The sequence below is a fragment of the Enterobacter cloacae complex sp. GYL001 genome (genome assembly GCF_049237125.1).
Taxonomy (GTDB): domain Bacteria; phylum Pseudomonadota; class Gammaproteobacteria; order Enterobacterales; family Enterobacteriaceae; genus Enterobacter; species Enterobacter hormaechei_C.
The window spans coordinates 95220-111865 of record NZ_JBMKGW010000006.1 but is presented as its reverse complement, the minus strand read 5'-3'; the positions used below and the strand labels follow the sequence as shown (position 1 = coordinate 111865).

The window sequence follows — 16646 nt, the reverse complement described above, 5'->3', positions numbered from 1 at the left end:
CTTTGATGAGTTTTGATATTGCCAAATACCCGACACTGGCGTTAGTTGACTCCACTCAGGAGTTACGTCTGTTGCCGAAAGAGAGTCTGCCGAAGCTGTGTGACGAGCTGCGTCGCTACCTGCTCGACAGCGTTAGCCGCTCCAGCGGCCACTTCGCCTCCGGACTTGGCACGGTTGAGCTGACCGTGGCGTTGCATTACGTCTATAACACGCCGTTCGATCAGCTGATCTGGGATGTAGGCCACCAGGCCTATCCGCACAAAATTCTGACCGGACGTCGCGATAAAATTGGCACCATTCGCCAGAAAGGGGGCCTGCACCCGTTCCCGTGGCGCGGCGAGAGTGAATATGATGTGTTAAGCGTCGGCCACTCTTCCACCTCCATTTCTGCGGGCATTGGTATTGCCGTTGCCGCCGAAAAAGAGAATAAACAACGCCGCACCGTCTGCGTGATTGGCGACGGGGCGATCACCGCCGGGATGGCCTTTGAGGCCATGAACCACGCGGGCGATATCAAACCGGACATGCTGGTGATCCTCAACGATAACGAAATGTCGATCTCCGAGAACGTCGGCGCGCTGAATAACCATCTGGCGCAGCTGCTGTCCGGCAAGCTTTACTCCTCACTGCGTGAAGGCGGTAAAAAAGTCTTCTCCGGCGTACCGCCGATTAAAGAGCTGCTTAAGCGTACCGAAGAACACATCAAAGGCATGGTCGTGCCGGGTACGCTGTTCGAAGAGCTGGGCTTTAACTATATTGGCCCGGTGGACGGCCACGATGTGCTGGGCCTGGTGACGACGCTTAAAAACATGCGCGACCTGAAAGGCCCGCAGTTCCTGCATATCATGACCAAAAAAGGGCGTGGTTACGAACCGGCGGAAAAAGATCCGATCACCTTCCACGCGGTGCCTAAGTTCGACCATACCAGCGGCTGCCTGCCGAAAAGCAGCGGCGGGATGCCGAGCTACTCAAAAATCTTTGGCGACTGGCTGTGCGAAACGGCGGCGAAAGACAACATGCTGATGGCGGTGACGCCTGCCATGCGTGAAGGCTCCGGCATGGTGGAGTTTTCCAAAAAATACCCGGACCAGTATTTCGACGTGGCTATCGCCGAGCAGCACGCGGTAACCTTTGCTGCGGGCCTGGCGATTGGCGGCTACAAGCCGGTGGTAGCGATCTACTCTACCTTCCTGCAACGCGCCTACGATCAGGTTATCCATGACGTTGCCATTCAGAAGCTGCCGGTGCTGTTTGCTATCGATCGCGCGGGCATTGTGGGGGCTGACGGCCAGACGCACCAGGGCGCGTTTGATCTCTCCTTCCTGCGCTGCATCCCTGATATGGTGATCATGACGCCAAGCGACGAAAACGAGTGTCGTCAGATGCTGTATACCGGTTACCACTATCAGGACGGCCCCTGCGCGGTACGTTATCCGCGCGGTAATGCCCTTGGCGTTGAATTACAGCCGCTGGAAAAACTGGATATCGGTAAAGGTCTGGTGAAACGCCGTGGTGAAAAAGTGGCGATCCTGAACTTTGGTACGTTGATGCCGGAAGCGGCAAAAGTCGCTGAAAACCTGAATGCGACGCTGGTCGATATGCGCTTCGTGAAGCCGCTCGATGAATCTCTGATTCTGAGCATGGCGGAAAGCCATGACGTGCTGGTCACGCTGGAAGAGAACGCCATCATGGGTGGCGCGGGTAGCGGCGTGAACGAAGTGCTGATGGCGAACCGTAAAGCCGTTCCGGTGCTTAATCTCGGCCTCCCTGACCACTTCATCCCGCAAGGCACCCAGGATGAGGCGCGCGCCGACATTGGTCTGGACGCCGCCGGTATCGAAGCTAAAATCCGCACCTGGCTGGCCTGATCCCTCCCCTTTTCTGCTCCTGCTATGCTTAAACGTATTGTTTAAACAGCAGGAGCGGAACCATGCAATACACGACATTAGGAAAAACGGACCTTAAGGTGTCCCGGCTTTGCCTGGGATGCATGACGTTTGGCGAGCCTGACCGGGGAAATCATGCCTGGACGCTGCCGGAAGAGAGCAGCCGCCCTATCATCAAGCGCGCCATTGACGGCGGCATCAACTTCTTCGATACCGCCAACAGCTACTCAGATGGCAGCAGCGAAGAGATTGTGGGCCGCGCCCTGCGAGATTTTGCCCGTCGTGATGACGTTGTGGTCGCCACTAAGGTGTACTACCCGTCAGGCGATCTGGCGGAAGGCCTTTCTCGCGCGCAGATCCTGCGTTCCATTGATGACAGCCTCAGACGCCTGAACATGGATTACGTCGACCTGCTGCAAATCCACCGCTGGGATTACAACACCCCGATCGAAGAGACGCTTGAAGCGTTAAACGACGTTGTGAAAGCCGGTAAAGCGCGCTACATCGGCGCATCGTCCATGCATGCCTCACAGTTTGCCCAGGCGCTCGATCTCCAGGCGCAGCACGGCTGGGCGCGCTTTGTCACTATGCAGGATCACTACAACCTGATTTACCGGGAAGAAGAGCGCGAGATGCTGCCGCTCTGCTACCAGGAAGGCGTGGCGGTGATCCCGTGGAGCCCGCTGGCGCGCGGAAGGTTAACCCGTCCGTGGGGCGAAACTACCGCCCGGCTGGTATCGGATGAAGTGGGTAAAAACCTGTATGACGATACAGAAGCCAGCGATGCGTTAATTGCCGAACGCTTAGCCGGGATCGCCGACGATATCGGTGCAACGCGCGCGCAGGTGGCGCTGGCGTGGCTGCTGAGCAAGCGCGGTGTCGCCGCGCCGATTGTGGGCACGTCGCGGGAAGAACAGCTGGATGAGTTGTTGAGTGCGGTGGACTTATCGTTGACGCCGGAGCAGATTGCCGAGCTGGAGACGCCGTATCAGCAGCATCCGGTGGTAGGGTTTAAATAAACACTTGCCGGGTGGCGCTGCGCTTACCCGGCCTACAAATAAAGTGCGATCGTAGGCCGGGTAAGGCGAAGCCGCCACCCGGCAAAACACTCACCCAAAGTGATCGTACCCTTTCCAGTCAAGCGTAACCGGGGCGCCGTCGCGGACAAACAGCAACCCTTCACTTTCCGGCATCACCTGCCCGATGCAGGTAAATTTCGCGCCGAGATGCGCTAGCGCCACATCCAGCGTCCCGCGATTCAGCTCAGGCACGGTGAAGCACAGCTCATAATCTTCTCCACCGGATAACGCCCAGCGCAGCGCCTGTTCAGATTCGACATGGCGAAGCAGTTGCTCCGACAGCGGGAACAGATCCAGGTCAACGCGTGCGCCCACGCCGCTGGCCTTCAGGATATGGCCGAGATCGGAGATCAGCCCGTCAGACAAATCGATAGCCGAACTGGCCCGCTCGCGCAGCGCCTGACCGTGCAGAATACGCGGCGTTGGCCGCAGATGGCGCTTCACCAGATACGCCGCATCGTCAGCCTCTTCAACCGTTAAGCGATTCTGAAGGATAGCTAACCCCGCGGCGCTGTCGCCCGGCGTACCGGTCACGTAGATCCAGTCGCCTGGTTTTGCACCCGAGCGCTTCAGCGCGCGCCCGGCAGGCACATAGCCGTGGATTGCCAGGGTCATGGACAGCGGACCGGCGGTGGTATCACCGCCAATCAGCTGCATATCGTAATAATTCAGCTGTTCAAACAGGGCATCGCTGAAGGCTTCAAGCCAGGCTTCATCCACCTCCGGCAGGGTCAGAGCCAGCGTCAGCCAGGCCGGGTCGGCGCCCATTGCCGCCAGATCGCTGACGTTCACCGCCAGCGCTTTATACGCCAGATCGGCAGGATCGATATCCGGCAGGAAATGACGCCCACACACTAAGGTGTCGGTGCTGATTGCCAGCGTCTGTTTTTCGGGAATATTGAGAAGTGCGCAGTCATCGCCAATGCCGGTTTCAACATCAAGACGAGAGGTTCTGACACGGTCGAAATAACGGGCAATCAGGGAGAATTCGCCGCATGCCATACGTTATGCCTCAGCAAATTAAATAAAAAAACCGGAGCCGCACTGCCAAAAAGGCAATGCAAGACTCCGGTTTGCGGATCACTTTTTGTGGGGACGGATCGCAGGTGCGGCTTTATCCAGCACGCCGTTAACAAACTTGTGGCTGTCTTCAGCGCCGAAGGTTTTCGCCAGTTCGATCGCTTCGTTGATGGCCACTTTGTACGGCACATCATCACGTTTAGACAGCTCAAACAGCGCGATACGCAACACTGCTTTTTCGACCTGGCCCAGCTCTTCGAGCAGACGGGACAGGTATGGCTTCATCAGACCATCGAGATACGCGCTATTAGTCGCCACTCCCGACAGCAGTTCACGGAAGTACAGAACGTCAACGTCTTTCACGTCCTGTTCTGACAGGAACTGGTATTCAACATCAGCGATGTCGTTCTGGGACAACTGCCAGGAGTAAAGTGCCTGGACGGCACATTCACGGGCGCGGCGACGAGCAGCAGGTTTCACGGAATTCCCCTTACAAAAAAATCAGGCCTTGATGGCTTTCAATACATTGATCATTTCAAGCGCGGTCAGTGCAGCTTCTGCACCTTTGTTACCGGCTTTAGTGCCAGCACGTTCGATGGCTTGTTCAATACTTTCGGTGGTCAGCACGCCGAACGCGACAGGGATTTCAGCATCCTGTGCAACGTGTGCCAGACCGTTGCTTGCACCGCCCGCAACGTATTCGAAGTGCGCAGTGCCGCCACGAATAACGGTACCCAGCGCAATCACCGCGTCGTATTTACCGGTTTTCGCCAGCGCGCCCGCTGCCAGTGGCAGTTCGTAAGCACCTGGTACCCAAACGACGGTAATGTTGTCATCTTTAACCTGGCCGATACGTTTCAGGGCGTCAACCGCACCTTCCAGCAGGCTATCGTTGATGAAGTTGTTGAAACGCGCAATGGTGATGGCGACGCGAGCGTCCGGGGTAGCTACAGCAGCTTCAATAATGTTCATACTCTTCCTTTACGGGTTCATTTGGCCCCGCAGGGGGGCGGATTTTATCATAATACTTTGCGCACTGCTTCCCTATTTCAGGAGCAATTACGCTGTCGTTAAATGGAGGCAGACATCCGGGCCTACCGGACGAATCTCGCTGAATGAGAGTTGCGGCGCATCGGCCAGTTTTTCAAGGCCGGGCAGCACAAACAGGCCGCGCGCGTCATTACCTAACAGTTTAGGCGCAACGTAGACGAGAAGCTCATCCACCAGCCCCGCCTGAAGCAGTGCGCCGGCGAGCGTCGGACCGGCTTCAACCCAGATGCTGTTGACCTGCTGTTTGCCGAGCAACATCATCAGCACCACGAGATCGAGATGCCCGTTATGTTCCGGCACCATAATGCTGCGCACGCCTTCCGGCCACTCGCGCGTATCTTCTTTGGTGCGGGCAATCCAGGTTTCACCCGGCTGCTGCACGATGCGGTGCTCCGGCGTCACGCGGTTCTGGCTATCAACAATAATGCGCAGCGGCTGACGCAGGTTCTCCTGCGGATAGAGCGCCTGCGTATCCGCATTCAGCTCTTCCCAGCGCACGGTCATGGCCGGATCGTCAGCCAGTACCGTTTCACTGCTGGTGAGAATAGCATGGCTTTGCGCGCGCAGACGTTGCACATCGCGCCTTGCCTGCGGCGAGGTGATCCACTGGCTCTCGCCGTTCGCCATCGCCGTGCGGCCATCCAGTGACGCGCCAAGCTTAAGCTGGATAAACGGGAAGCCGGTGCGCATACGCTTCAGGAAGCCTTTGTTGATGTTTTCGGCATCCTGCATCATCAGGCCGTGGCTGACGTCGATGCCTTCCTGTTGCAGACGATACAGCCCGCGGCCCGCCACCTGCGGATTAGGATCCTGCATGGCGGCGACAACGCGCGAGACGCCCCCCGCAATCAGCGCCTCACAGCACGGCGGCGTACGTCCGTGATGGCTGCATGGCTCCAGCGTCACATAGGCCGTCGCGCCACGCGCTTTCTCACCCGCCATGCGCAGGGCATGCACTTCAGCATGCGGCTCGCCTGCGCGGTAGTGAAAACCTTCCCCCACGATCTCGCCATCTTTAACAATGACGCACCCGACATTGGGGTTAGGGTGAGTGGTAAACCGACCGCGCTGCGCCAGCTTCATGGCGCGCGCCATGTACATCTCATCGTGCATGGGCTTAATCCTGTAAGCGGGCGATCTCTTCGCCAAACTCTTTGATGTCTTCGAAGCTGCGGTAAACGGAGGCAAAGCGGATATAGGCGACTTTATCGAGCTTCTTCAGCTGTTCCATCACCAGATTGCCGATCATTTTGCTCGGCACTTCGCGCTCGCCTAACCCCCGCAGATAAGATTTAATATGGTTTAACGCCATTTCGACGTCATCGGAGCTGACGGGCCGTTTTTCCAGCGCCTTGAGCATCCCGCTACGCAGTTTCTCTTCATTGAACGGTTCGCGCACATCGTTACTTTTTACCACGCGCGGCATTACCAGCTCTGCCACTTCAAAGGTGGTAAAACGCTCGTTGCACACCAGACACTGCCGACGACGACGCACGGAAGACCCTTCGCCTACAAGACGCGAGTCGATGACTTTGGTATCCACAGCGGAGCAAAATGGGCAATGCATACGATGTCCCTGTTATCTGGTTAACTGATTTCTATTTTACCCTGAACTGGCCCGACAACAAAGGAAGAGCTTTTTGAGACAAAGGATCTATGCCTGACGGCAATATCCTGTCTACCATTGCAGCAATCTGTGATTTCAAGGAATTAAACGCAATGACAAGACGTTACCTGAAAATAGTGCTGGTGGGGAGCCTGTTCACGCTCAGCGCCTGCGCACAGCAAAGCGAAGTCCGCGAGATGAAACAAAGCGTGAATACGCTTAACGTGGCGATGGACAAACTTAACAAAGAAACCGTGAAGATCACCCAGCAGAACGCGCTGAATGCCAAATCCAGCAATGGCGTTTATTTATTGCCAGGTGCAAACACGCCCGCGCGTCTGAACAGCCAGATTGGCACGCTAAAGATGTCTGTGGTGAATGTTGCAGCGAATGCCGATGGTACTCGCGCAACATTACGCATTCAGGGTGAGTCCAACGATCCGCTTCCCGCGTTCAGCGGCACCGTAGAGTGGGGCCAGATTCAGGGCACCACGCAGAGCTATCAGGAAGTGAACGTGAAGAATCAGCTCTTCACCGCCCCCGCCAGCACGCTGGCGCCGAGCGATGTTGATATCCCGCTCCAGCTGAGCGGACTGACCCCAGAACAGCTGGGCTTTATCCGTATTCACGACATTCAACCCGCCGCGCAATAACCCGCCCTTCTAGCGGAGTGAAATGTCACTCCGCTAACATTTACATTTCGTATGGATTGGCAACATAAATGATTGCCGCTACAATCCCGCCCGTCTAAAGTACGCAAACGTGAACGCAATCGATTACGTATGTGAGAGATATGTGAAACAACACATATTTTTGTGAGCAAGGATTCCTATAATAGGCTCCGCAGAAATACGAAATATTTAGAAACGCAATTCGCGCATTTTTCACTCCCGGAAGGGAATTTCAATCAGTGGCATGATTATGAAAAAAACATTACTCGCAGCCGGTGCAGTTCTGGCACTCTCCACCTCTTTCACTGTTAACGCAGCGGAAAACGACAAACCACAATACCTCTCCGACTGGTGGCATCAGAGCGTTAACGTTGTAGGCAGCTACCATACCCGTTTCGGACCGCAGATCCGTAACGATACCTACCTCGAGTACGAAGCATTCGCTAAAAAAGACTGGTTTGATTTCTATGGCTACATGGACGCACCGGTATTCTTCGGCGGTAATACCGACGCGAAAGGCATCTGGAACCACGGTTCCCCACTGTTCATGGAGATCGAACCCCGCTTCTCCATTGATAAACTGACCGGTACCAGTCTGGCGTTTGGTCCGTTCAAAGAGTGGTATTTCGCAAACAACTACATCTACGACATGGGTCGCAACAAGTCCGGTCGCCAGAGCACCTGGTACATGGGTCTGGGTACAGACATTGAGACTGGCCTGCCGATGAGCCTGTCCATGAACGTCTACGCAAAATACCAGTGGCAGAACTACGGCGCCGCGAACGAGAACGAGTGGGACGGCTACCGTTTCAAAGTGAAATACTTCGTGCCAATTACCCAACTGTGGGGCGGCAACCTGAGCTATATCGGCTTCACCAACTTTGACTGGGGTTCAGACCTGGGCGATAACGATTTCCGCGACCTGAACGGCAGAAAAGCGCGCACTAACGACTCCATCGCGTCCAGCCACATCCTGGCGCTGAACTACGATCACTGGCACTACTCTGTTGTTGCGCGTTACTGGCACAACGGTGGCCAGTGGAACGACGACGCCAGCCTGAACTTTGGCAACGGCGACTTCAGCGTTCGCTCTACCGGTTGGGGTGGTTACCTGGTCGTGGGTTACAACTTCTAAACAGTGCGGATTCCGCCCGGTGGCGCTACGCTTACCGGGCCTACGATCCGAATGTAGGCCGGGTAAGGCGTAGCCGCCACCCGGCTTTTTACTGCCTCACCTTGCGCAAAAAATCTGCCAATGACCTGTCCGCACTTTCGCTAAACCGCCTCTCCGTCTGCACAATATTGAGGCATCGGTCGAGCCGGAAACAGCGATAGTCATCGCGCCGCTCGCACCACGCAGCCAACAGCCAGTGTTCCCCCCAGAAGAACAGCCCAAGCGGCTGCACCTCACGCCAGGTTAACTGTCCGGCCTCATCACGGTAATGCAGCGCCAGCACGCGCTGCGCAGATATCGCCTGATGAATCACATCAAATCCGCTGCGGGAATGGGGCTGAAGCGCAATATCCGGCGCGTAAATCCGCGTCTGTTCAGCTTTGCGGCGGCTCTCTTCTGGCAGGATCGCCAGCACTTTTTCCTGGGCCGACTCCAGCTCGCGCGACAGCGATTCCCCGCCCCAGGTTTTGAGCAGACGGATCGCCACCATCAGCGCCTCGGACTCCTTGTTGGTCAGCATCAGCGGCGGTAAATCAAAACCCGACATCAGCCGATATCCGCTTCCCGCCTCGCCTTCCACCGGCACGCCGGAAAGCGACAGGTCGCGGATATCGCGGTACACCGTGCGCTCGGACACGCCAAGCCTTTCCGCCAGATGCGCTGCCGTTGTCAGACGCCTGCCCCGAAGGATCTGCACAATCTGGAACAAACGGTCAGCGCGTCGGGTCATCGGTTTACTCTCATACCGGTTGATGGAGGCCGACGCGATTACCTTCGCTGTCGGTAAACAGGGCTATAGTGCCAATGCCTTGCGGCAGTTCCAGCGGGCCAAACACGCACTCACCACCCGCAGAAGCAATACGATCGAGCGTGGCCGCCAGATTGTCAGCATGCAGGTAAATAATAGCGCCCTGTGAAGAGGGTGTAACGCCGTCAAATTTCGCCAGCGCGCCGCCGGTGGCCGGATCCTCGTGCGGGAAAATCGCCAGCTCAGCCACGTCCATCTTCTCGCGCCGCAGCGCGACCTGCATCACCGGCTCATAAAATTTGATGGCGCGATCCATATCGGCGACCGGAATTTCAAACCAGTTAATAACACTTTTCATACGTCCTCCTGCCTGTTGTTAGGGTTCAGAAGGAGTCTACGACAGGGCTCCTGACAGCATACTGTCAGGAGTGTTTGTGAGATGCAGACAAAAAAAATCCCGGCCAGCAGGCCGGGATTTCGATACCGCATAAGACTCTTACGGCAGAATGGACGGCTGATCCGCCCCTTCTTTCTCGACTTTCTGCTGGATCAGATGCTCACGCTTCATGCCCAGCTTCAGCGCCAGTGCGGACGCGACGTAGATAGACGAGGCCGTACCGATAGACACACCGATCAGCATGGTCAGCGAGAAGCCTTCCAGCACCGGGCCACCGAACAGGAACAGCATCAGGATCACCATCAGGGTGGTGCCGGAGGTGATCAACGTACGGTGCAGCGTCTGGGTCAACGACACGTTAAAGATTTCGTACGGCGTGCCGCGACGGATCTTACGGAAGTTTTCACGAATACGGTCAGATACCACGATACTGTCGTTCAGTGAGTAACCGATAACGGACATCAGGGATGCCACAATCGTCAGGTCAATCTCAATGTGGAACAGAGACAGTATGCCCATGGTGATCACCACGTCGTGCGCCAGGGCGATAACCACGCCTGCCGCCAGTCGCCACTCAAAGCGGAAACCGACGTAAATCAGGATCGAGATCAGCGCCACCAGCAGCGCCATCGCACCGGTCTGCGCCAGGTCAGCACCAACGCTCGGGCCGACAAACTCAATACGCTTAACCGTTGCATCCTGGCTGGTCGTTTCGTTAATAACCTGGACGACCTTGCTGCCCAGCTCCTGGCTGCCGTTGGCATCGTGTACCGGCGGCATACGCACCATGATGTCGCGGCTGCTGCCGAAGTTCTGTAGCAGCGGCTCTTCAAAGCCCGCTTTTTGCAGAGACTCACGCATCTGGTCCATATCGACCGGTTTTTCCAGGGTAATTTCGATCACCGTACCACCGGTGAAATCCAGACCCCAGTTAAAGCCTTTCACGCCCATAATGACGATGGACAAGATCAGCAGAAAACCTGAAATGCCGAAGGCCCAGTAGTCCCAGCGCATAAAGTCCCAGACTTTACGGCCGTGGTTCAATTGTTCAACAGTATATTCCTGTGCCACAACGCACTCCTCAGATAGACAGCTTTTTGACGCGCTTGCCGCCGTACAGCAGGTTCACGATGGCACGGGTGCCGACAATAGCGGTAAACATCGACGTTGCGACACCGATACCGGTAGTAATCGCAAAGCCTTTGATCGCGCCAGTACCCACTGCATACAGGATAAGAACCTTAATCAGTGTTGTTACGTTCGCATCGAAGATGGAGCTGAACGCTCCTTTGTAGCCTTCTTCAATCGCCTGCTGTACAGAACGACCGTTGCTCAGCTCTTCTTTGATACGTTCGTTTATCAGTACGTTGGCGTCGACCGCCACCGCAAGGGTTAAGACGATACCCGCAATCCCCGGCATGGTCAGCGTCGCCCCCGGCAGCAGGGACATGATACCGATGATCAGCACCAGGTTGGCAATCAGCGCGGAGGTCGCAATCAGGCCGAACTTCTTATAGAAGAAGATCATGAAGATGATGGACACCGCCAGACCGGCCAGACACGCTTCCAGACCCTGTTTGATGTTCTGCATACCCAGGGTTGGACCGATGGTACGTTCTTCAACAATCTGAATTGGCGCAATCAGCGCACCGGCACGCAGCAGCAGAGAGAGCTGACGCGCTTCGTTCGGGTTGCTGATACCGGTAATACGGAAGCTGTTACCCAGACGAGACTGGATGTTGGCGATGTTAATCACCTCTTCCTCTTTCACCAGCACGGCACGGCCATTGGCGTCTTTCTTACCGCTGTCTTTGTACTCCACGAACAGGGTCGCCATCGGCTTGCCGATGTTGTCCTTGGTGAAGTTAGACATGATGTTGCCACCTGCGCTATCCAGCGAGATGTTAACCTGCGGCTGGTTGTACTCATCCTGGCTTGAAGTGGAGTCGGTGATATGGTCACCGGTCAGGATCACGCGTTTGTACAGCACAACAGGCTGGCCTTCGCGGGTCTGTTTCACTTCAGAATCGCCCGGCACACGGCCTGAAGCCGCAGCAGCCTGGTCGACATTGGAGTTAACCAGACGGAACTCCAGGGTCGCCGTCGCGCCCAGAATCTCTTTCGCACGGGCGGTATCCTGGATACCCGGCAGTTCGACCACGATACGGTCAGCACCCTGACGCTGTACCAGTGGCTCAGCCACGCCCAGCTGGTTTACACGGTTACGCAGAATGTTAATGTTCTGCTGAACGGCGTATTCACGCGCTTCACTCAGACGCGCGTCGGTCATTACCGCACGCAGCTGGTTGCTGCCCTGAGAGGTGATCACCAGATCGCGGTGACGCTGAGACAGATACGTCACAGCCTGATCGCGTGCCGCGCTGTCGCGGAACGTGATGCTCAGGCCGTAGTTATCTTCTTTACGTACGGTGGTGTACGGAATGCCCTTATCGCGCAGATCGCTGCGCAGGCTGTCGATATTCTGTTCCTGTAGCTTGCCGAGCGCGGTATCCATATCCACTTCCATCAGGAAGTGAACGCCGCCACGCAGGTCAAGACCCAGTTTCATTGGCTCTGCGTTCAGCGCAGCCAGCCAGCGTGGGGTTGCAGGAGCAAGGTTAAGCGCCACGACATATTTATCACCCAGCACGCCCATCAGCGCTTCACGTGCGCGGAGCTGCGTGTCGGTGGTGTCGAAGCGAGCAAGAATTGCGCCCTCTTCCAGTGCCACAGACTTAGCGGTAATTTTTTCTTCTTGTAACGTTTTCTGGACCTGGATCAGCGTTTGCTCACTGGCGGCGACACCGCGCGCGCCAGTGATTTGAACGGCCGGATCCTCACCATACAGGTTGGGAAGCGCGTACAGCAGGCCGACGATAATCACGACGACCAGCATGATGTACTTCCACAAAGGATAACGGTTTAACACGGCAGTTCCCTTTGGGAAAAGTTGGGATTACAGCGCCTTCATGGTGCCTTTCGGCAGAACGGCAGCTACGAAGTCACGTTTGATAACCACTTCAGTGGTGTCGTTGAGGGCGATAGCAATGTAGCCGTTTTCCGCTACTTTGGTTACGCGACCCACCAGGCCACCATTGGTCAGGACTTCATCGCCCTTCGCGATGGAGTTCATCAGGTTTTTGTGCTCTTTAGTACGCTTCTGCTGTGGACGCAGGATCATGAAGTAGAAGATCAGACCGAACACAACCAGCATCAGAATCAGAGACATCGGGCTGCCCTGCGCTGGTGCACCCGTTGCTGCTACCGCATCAGAAATAAAAAAGCTCATTCAAATTCCCTCATTATTAAAATTAATCAACGTTCAACGGTGGAACATCCCGCCCCTGACGTTGGTAGAAATCGGTCACGAAGCTCTCTAATTTACCCTCTTCGATAGCCTTACGTAAACCAGCCATTAAGCGCTGATAATAACGAAGATTATGAATGGTATTGAGACGCGCCCCCAAAATCTCGTTGCAACGATCGAGATGATGCAGATACGCGCGAGAATAATTGCGACAGGTATAGCAATCGCACTCGGAATCGAGCGGGCTGGTGTCACTCTTATGCTTCGCGTTACGGATTTTCACCACGCCATCGGTAACGAACAGATGACCGTTACGCGCGTTTCGGGTTGGCATAACGCAGTCGAACATATCAATGCCGCGACGTACGCCTTCCACCAGATCTTCTGGTTTACCCACACCCATCAGGTATCGTGGTTTATCCGCCGGGATTTGCGGGCAGACATGCTCCAGAATGCGGTGCATATCTTCCTTCGGCTCACCCACAGCCAAACCGCCGACAGCGTAGCCATCAAAGCCTATCTCTACCAGACCTTTAACCGAGATATCGCGTAAATCTTCGTAAACGCTGCCCTGAATAATGCCGAACAGCGCATTTTTGTTTTGCAGGGCGTCAAAACGGTCGCGGCTACGCTTCGCCCAACGCAGGGACATCTCCATGGAACGCTTGGCGTAGTCCCAGTCCGCCGGGTATGGCGTACATTCGTCGAAGATCATTACGATATCGGAGCCGAGATCGTACTGAATCTCCATGGATTTTTCCGGATCGAGGAAGATTGGATCGCCGTTGATCGGGTTGCGGAAGTGTACGCCCTGCTCGGTGATCTTACGGATATCGCCCAGGCTGAAGACCTGGAAACCGCCGGAGTCGGTGAGGATCGGGCCTTTCCACTGCATGAAATCGTGCAGGTCGCCGTGGAGCTTCATGATCTCCTGGCCCGGACGCAGCCACAGGTGGAAGGTGTTGCCGAGGATAATCTGTGCGCCAGTGGCTTCAACTTCTTCCGGCGTCATTCCTTTTACGGTGCCGTACGTGCCCACAGGCATAAACGCGGGGGTTTCTACCACGCCGCGATCAAACACCAGACGACCGCGACGCGCGCGGCCATCGGTGGTATCGAGTTCAAATTTCATTTTTTCTCCGACGTCAGAAAAACAGTCCAACGTTGTAATACGGTGCCGCGGACTTATTCCCCGACACGCTCATTCAAAGCCTGCGGATTGTACGTGATAAACATCGCGTCACCGTAGCTAAAAAAGCGATATTTTTGTTCTACCGCAGACTTGTAGGCGTTCATCGTATGCTGATACCCCGCAAACGCGGAAACCAGCATAATCAGCGTCGATTCAGGCAGATGGAAGTTGGTCACCAGCGCATCAATGACTTTGTACTGATAGCCCGGGTAGATAAAGATCTGCGTATCGCCAAAGAACGGCTCAATCAGCTCGCTTTCCGCGGCCTGCGCAGCGCTCTCAAGGGAACGTACCGACGTTGTACCGACGGCCACGACGCGATTACCGCGCGCTTTCGCCGCCAGCACCGCATCCACAACCTCCTGTGGCACTTCGGCATACTCAGAGTGCATGATGTGGTCTTCGATGCTGTCCACGCGCACCGGCTGGAAGGTACCCGCGCCGACGTGCAGCGTCACGAACGCCATCTCAATGCCTTTGGCGCGCAGCTTTTCCAGCAGCGGTTCATCAAAGTGCAGGCCCGCCGTTGGTGCCGCCACCGCGCCAGGCTTCTGGCTGTAGACGGTCTGATACAGCTCGCGGTCGGCCTCTTCGTCCGGGCGCTCAATATACGGCGGCAGCGGCATGTGGCCGATGGCGTTGAGGATATCGAGCACCGTGCGCTCGTCGTTGAATTCTACCTCGAACAGCGCGTCGTGGCGCGCGGTCATGGTCGCTTTGATGCTCTCGTCATCCCCCAACAGCAGCTCAGCGCCCGGCTTCGGCGCTTTGGAGGCGCGAATATGTGCCAGAATACGTTTATCATCGAGCATACGTTCGACCAGCACCTCGATCTTGCCGCCGCTGGCTTTACGGCCAAACAGACGCGCCGGGATCACGCGGGTATTGTTAAAGACCAGCAGATCGCCAGGGTTGAGCTTGTCGAGCAGATCGGTGAAAGTACCGTGCGTCAGCGCGCCCGTTGGCCCGTCCAGTGACAGCAAGCGACAGCTGCTACGCTCAGGCATGGGGTAGTGAGCAATCAGGGATTCAGGTAGTTCAAAGGAGAAATCGGCGACGCGCATGACGTATACTCGTGACTTAAAAACAGGCGGCATAGTCTAGTGCTCACACCCTTTTGCTGCAACAACTAGCCGCCACCGGACAACGAAAACGCATGAATTTTCTCGCTCATCTGCATCTCGCTCATCTCGCGGACAGCTCCCTCTCCGGCAATTTGCTGGCCGATTTTGTACGCGGCAACCCCGCGGAAGACTTTTCCCCGGAGGTTGTCGACGGGATTTTTATGCACCGCCGCATCGACGTGCTGACCGATAACCTGCCGGAAGTGACGGAAGCCAAAGCCTGGTTCCGCCCCGAAACCCGACGCGTGGCGCCGATCACGCTCGACGTCATGTGGGATCATTTCCTGTCGCGCCACTGGTCCCGGCTGTCGCCTGATATGTCGCTGCCTGAGTTTGTGCGCTACGCCCACGCGCAGGTGTCGATCATTTTGCCGGACTCCCCGCCGCGCTTTGTGAATCTGAATAACTATCTCTGGTCTGAACGCTGGCTGGAGCGATACCGCGAGATGGATTTCATTCAGAACGTCCTGAACGGCATGGCGAGCCGTCGACCGCGTCTGGACGCGCTGCGCGACTCATGGCATGATCTGGATGAACATTATGATGCGCTGGAAACCCGCTTCTGGCAGTTCTACCCGCGTATGATGACGCAGGCGAAAAATAAAGAACTGTGAAGTCGGTTCGATTGATAGGTAAAAGCTGGTGGAACGATTGTTACCACCTCTTTGTCTTATTCCCGTACTGCCTCTATACTGGCCCGCGTTGCGTTCCAAATAACCTTAGTATCTACAGGAGAATCATATGGTTCTGGTAACTCGTCCGGCTCCGGATTTTACAGCTGCCGCCGTTCTGGGCAATGGTGAAATCGTTGAAAACTTCAACTTCAAACAGCACACCAACGGTAAAGCGACCGTTCTGTTCTTCTGGCCAATGGACTTCACTTTCGTTTGCCCGTCTGAGCTGATCGCGTTCGACAAACGTTACGAAGAATTCCAGAAGCGTGGCGTGGAAGTGGTTGGCGTCTCCTTCGACTCTGAATTTGTACACAACGCATGGCGTAACACCCCTGTCGAAAACGGCGGCATCGGTGCAGTGAAATACGCGATGGTTGCGGACATCAAACGCGAAATCCAGCAGGCTTACGGTATCGAACATCCGGACGCTGGCGTTGCACTGCGTGGTTCTTTCCTGATCGACGCGAACGGCATCGTTCGTCACCAGGTTGTGAACGATCTGCCGCTGGGTCGTAACATCGACGAAATGCTGCGCATGGTTGACGCGCTCCAGTTCCACGAAGAGCACGGTGAAGTGTGCCCGGCTCAGTGGGAAAAAGGTAAAGAAGGTATGGCGGCTTCCCCAGACGGCGTAGCTAAATACCTGTCTGAGAACGTATCCAGCCTGTAATCGGCACGGTTTACCAAAAAACCCGCGAATACGCGGGTTTTTTTATGG

General features: G+C 55.9%; 18 protein-coding genes. 6 read left to right on the top strand and 12 right to left on the bottom strand.

What is annotated here, in order from left to right:
- Window positions 1-5: 5 nt before the first annotated feature.
- Together dxs and ACOTWU_RS13130 are read left to right on the top strand one after the other, a co-directional pair.
- Window positions 6-1868 carry a 1-deoxy-D-xylulose-5-phosphate synthase gene (gene dxs / locus ACOTWU_RS13135; RefSeq protein WP_015571294.1) on the top strand — a complete coding sequence of 621 codons (1863 nt, stop codon included), beginning with the start codon at window positions 6-8 and terminating at the stop codon, window positions 1866-1868.
- 62 nt (window positions 1869-1930) lie between these two features.
- Window positions 1931-2905 (top strand): aldo/keto reductase, encoded by a 975-nt coding sequence (locus ACOTWU_RS13130; RefSeq protein ID WP_017383171.1) that lies wholly within the window; start codon window positions 1931-1933, stop codon window positions 2903-2905.
- 90 nt (window positions 2906-2995) lie between these two features.
- Here ACOTWU_RS13130 and thiL read toward each other — a convergent pair whose 3' ends face one another.
- The 5 genes from thiL to nrdR form a co-directional block, all read right to left on the bottom strand.
- Window positions 2996-3967 (bottom strand): thiamine-phosphate kinase, encoded by a 972-nt coding sequence (gene thiL / locus ACOTWU_RS13125; protein WP_060460095.1) that lies wholly within the window; start codon window positions 3965-3967, stop codon window positions 2996-2998.
- A gap of 78 nt (window positions 3968-4045) precedes the next feature.
- Entirely contained in the window at window positions 4046-4465 is a 420-nt protein-coding gene (gene nusB, locus ACOTWU_RS13120) for a transcription antitermination factor NusB (protein ID WP_006809908.1), read from the bottom strand.
- A gap of 21 nt (window positions 4466-4486) precedes the next feature.
- Window positions 4487-4957 (bottom strand): 6,7-dimethyl-8-ribityllumazine synthase, encoded by a 471-nt coding sequence (gene ribE / locus ACOTWU_RS13115; protein WP_003859098.1) that lies wholly within the window; start codon window positions 4955-4957, stop codon window positions 4487-4489.
- 87 nt (window positions 4958-5044) lie between these two features.
- Entirely contained in the window at window positions 5045-6148 is a 1104-nt protein-coding gene (gene ribD / locus ACOTWU_RS13110; protein ID WP_058700535.1) for a bifunctional diaminohydroxyphosphoribosylaminopyrimidine deaminase/5-amino-6-(5-phosphoribosylamino)uracil reductase RibD, read from the bottom strand.
- Window positions 6149-6152: 4 nt separating this feature from the next.
- Window positions 6153-6602, bottom strand: a complete 450-nt coding sequence (gene nrdR / locus ACOTWU_RS13105; RefSeq protein ID WP_003859099.1) for a transcriptional regulator NrdR — start codon at window positions 6600-6602, stop codon at window positions 6153-6155.
- A gap of 152 nt (window positions 6603-6754) precedes the next feature.
- Here nrdR and ACOTWU_RS13100 point away from each other — a divergent pair, with 152 nt between their 5' ends.
- Window positions 6755-7294, top strand: coding sequence for a DUF3251 domain-containing protein (locus tag ACOTWU_RS13100; RefSeq protein WP_126499182.1), 540 nt, complete (start codon window positions 6755-6757; stop codon window positions 7292-7294).
- A 268-nt stretch (window positions 7295-7562) separates the two neighbouring features.
- Window positions 7563-8447, top strand: coding sequence for a nucleoside-specific channel-forming protein Tsx (locus ACOTWU_RS13095; protein WP_026080602.1), 885 nt, complete (start codon window positions 7563-7565; stop codon window positions 8445-8447).
- Between the two features lie 88 nt (window positions 8448-8535).
- Here the strand turns inward: ACOTWU_RS13095 and ACOTWU_RS13090 are convergent, their stop codons facing one another.
- The 7 genes from ACOTWU_RS13090 to queA all read right to left on the bottom strand — a co-directional run bounded on the left by ACOTWU_RS13090 (window position 8536) and on the right by queA (window position 15194).
- A complete protein-coding gene (locus ACOTWU_RS13090; RefSeq protein WP_017383166.1) occupies window positions 8536-9216 on the bottom strand; it encodes a helix-turn-helix transcriptional regulator in 681 nt (226 codons plus the stop codon).
- 10 nt (window positions 9217-9226) lie between these two features.
- Window positions 9227-9592: a VOC family protein gene (locus ACOTWU_RS13085; RefSeq protein WP_126499183.1), complete on the bottom strand. Its 366-nt coding sequence runs from the start codon at window positions 9590-9592 to the stop codon at window positions 9227-9229.
- A 138-nt stretch (window positions 9593-9730) separates the two neighbouring features.
- Window positions 9731-10702: a protein translocase subunit SecF gene (gene secF / locus ACOTWU_RS13080; RefSeq protein WP_003859105.1), complete on the bottom strand. Its 972-nt coding sequence runs from the start codon at window positions 10700-10702 to the stop codon at window positions 9731-9733.
- Between the two features lie 10 nt (window positions 10703-10712).
- Complete coding sequence (secD, locus tag ACOTWU_RS13075; RefSeq protein WP_017383164.1) at window positions 10713-12560, bottom strand: protein translocase subunit SecD; 1848 nt, start codon at window positions 12558-12560, stop codon at window positions 10713-10715.
- Between the two features lie 27 nt (window positions 12561-12587).
- The gene (yajC, locus tag ACOTWU_RS13070; protein WP_003859109.1) at window positions 12588-12920 is read right to left on the bottom strand and encodes a preprotein translocase subunit YajC; all 333 of its coding nucleotides are present in this window, start codon (window positions 12918-12920) and stop codon (window positions 12588-12590) included.
- A gap of 22 nt (window positions 12921-12942) precedes the next feature.
- Window positions 12943-14070, bottom strand: a complete 1128-nt coding sequence (tgt, locus tag ACOTWU_RS13065; protein ID WP_015571303.1) for a tRNA guanosine(34) transglycosylase Tgt — start codon at window positions 14068-14070, stop codon at window positions 12943-12945.
- Window positions 14071-14123: 53 nt separating this feature from the next.
- Window positions 14124-15194, bottom strand: a complete 1071-nt coding sequence (gene queA, locus ACOTWU_RS13060; protein WP_111961944.1) for a tRNA preQ1(34) S-adenosylmethionine ribosyltransferase-isomerase QueA — start codon at window positions 15192-15194, stop codon at window positions 14124-14126.
- Between the two features lie 92 nt (window positions 15195-15286).
- Between queA and acpH the strand changes: the two genes are divergently transcribed.
- Both acpH and ACOTWU_RS13050 read left to right on the top strand, forming a co-directional pair.
- On the top strand, window positions 15287-15868 hold the full coding sequence (gene acpH, locus ACOTWU_RS13055; protein ID WP_032647405.1) for an ACP phosphodiesterase: 582 nt from the start codon (window positions 15287-15289) through the stop codon (window positions 15866-15868).
- A gap of 127 nt (window positions 15869-15995) precedes the next feature.
- Window positions 15996-16598 (top strand): peroxiredoxin C, encoded by a 603-nt coding sequence (locus tag ACOTWU_RS13050; RefSeq protein ID WP_003859113.1) that lies wholly within the window; start codon window positions 15996-15998, stop codon window positions 16596-16598.
- The last annotated feature ends 48 nt before the right edge of the window (window positions 16599-16646 follow it).

Bases quoted from the DNA above. Each gene is read 5' to 3' on its own strand.
- yajC (WP_003859109.1), bottom strand. From the start codon at position 12,920: ATGAGCTTTTTTATTTCTGATGCGGTAGCAGCAACGGGTGCACCAGCG.
- ACOTWU_RS13100 (WP_126499182.1), top strand. From the start codon at position 6,755: ATGACAAGACGTTACCTGAAAATAGTGCTGGTGGGGAGCCTGTTCACG.
- ACOTWU_RS13130 (WP_017383171.1), top strand. From the start codon at position 1,931: ATGCAATACACGACATTAGGAAAAACGGACCTTAAGGTGTCCCGGCTT.
- ACOTWU_RS13090 (WP_017383166.1), bottom strand. From the start codon at position 9,216: ATGACCCGACGCGCTGACCGTTTGTTCCAGATTGTGCAGATCCTTCGG.
- dxs (WP_015571294.1), top strand. From the start codon at position 6: ATGAGTTTTGATATTGCCAAATACCCGACACTGGCGTTAGTTGACTCC.
- ribD (WP_058700535.1), bottom strand. From the start codon at position 6,148: ATGCACGATGAGATGTACATGGCGCGCGCCATGAAGCTGGCGCAGCGC.
- tgt (WP_015571303.1), bottom strand. From the start codon at position 14,070: ATGAAATTTGAACTCGATACCACCGATGGCCGCGCGCGTCGCGGTCGT.
- ACOTWU_RS13050 (WP_003859113.1), top strand. From the start codon at position 15,996: ATGGTTCTGGTAACTCGTCCGGCTCCGGATTTTACAGCTGCCGCCGTT.
- ACOTWU_RS13095 (WP_026080602.1), top strand. From the start codon at position 7,563: ATGAAAAAAACATTACTCGCAGCCGGTGCAGTTCTGGCACTCTCCACC.
- nrdR (WP_003859099.1), bottom strand. From the start codon at position 6,602: ATGCATTGCCCATTTTGCTCCGCTGTGGATACCAAAGTCATCGACTCG.
- acpH (WP_032647405.1), top strand. From the start codon at position 15,287: ATGAATTTTCTCGCTCATCTGCATCTCGCTCATCTCGCGGACAGCTCC.
- queA (WP_111961944.1), bottom strand. From the start codon at position 15,194: ATGCGCGTCGCCGATTTCTCCTTTGAACTACCTGAATCCCTGATTGCT.
- ACOTWU_RS13085 (WP_126499183.1), bottom strand. From the start codon at position 9,592: ATGAAAAGTGTTATTAACTGGTTTGAAATTCCGGTCGCCGATATGGAT.
- thiL (WP_060460095.1), bottom strand. From the start codon at position 3,967: ATGGCATGCGGCGAATTCTCCCTGATTGCCCGTTATTTCGACCGTGTC.
- ribE (WP_003859098.1), bottom strand. From the start codon at position 4,957: ATGAACATTATTGAAGCTGCTGTAGCTACCCCGGACGCTCGCGTCGCC.